This is a genomic window from Moritella viscosa (genome assembly GCF_900120065.1).
Taxonomy (GTDB): Bacteria; Pseudomonadota; Gammaproteobacteria; order Enterobacterales; family Moritellaceae; genus Moritella; species Moritella viscosa.
In genome coordinates, this window is record NZ_FPLG01000127.1 from 1 (window position 1) to 618 (window position 618).

The window sequence follows — 618 nt, forward strand, 5'->3', positions numbered from 1 at the left end:
CCTCTTACTCTTATATAGTCGTCAAGATCAGGAAGATTTGGATCTATTGAACCGCCAAAATCTGCACGTTTTAGAGAAATTTCTTTACTCTGTTTATCAATAAAAAAATACATCAGTATTTTTGTTAATGCGCCTTTGTTATCTTTCTTGTTGTTACTGATTTGATCATTCCAGCTATATGCAATTCTATCTATGTTGAAAATACTCATTTAATTTCTCCGATTTATACTAATTTTCTTATCATTTTTTAGAGAAATAACAATTTTTTAAAATCAACAAAACGAGTAAAGACAACGTTTTCACTTAAAGTAATAGCTTTTTATTTTTTACTTTCTTTAATATTTAAATTTTTATGGTTAGATATTTATAAAGGAAAAGTTAATCTAAGGAGATAGGAAATGAACATACAACAAATAGATATTTACAATGAAGCGATTATTTATGAAGAGGAATTAAAGCTAGACTTAATGAAATTCATTAATGAGATTTGCAAAAAAAGAGAACTATCTCAAAAAGAAATTGGTGAGATACTTAAAATGAAACAACCACGAGTTTCTGATTTACAAAACTTAAAAACAGTTCATTTTTCAATAACGATATTACACAGAATTTCATTCG

2 protein-coding genes are annotated in these 618 nt (G+C 26.1%); one reads left to right on the top strand and one right to left on the bottom strand.

Annotation, left to right across the window (positions count from 1 at the left end; genetic code table 11):
• On the bottom strand, positions 1–209 hold a 209-nt coding region (locus BT797_RS20595; protein ID WP_139292008.1), incomplete at its 3' end, for a hypothetical protein.
• A 189-nt stretch (positions 210–398) separates the two neighbouring features.
• Between BT797_RS20595 and BT797_RS20600 the strand changes: the two genes are divergently transcribed.
• Positions 399–618 (top strand): XRE family transcriptional regulator (locus BT797_RS20600; RefSeq protein ID WP_139292009.1); only part of this gene is annotated, 220 nt, incomplete at its 3' end.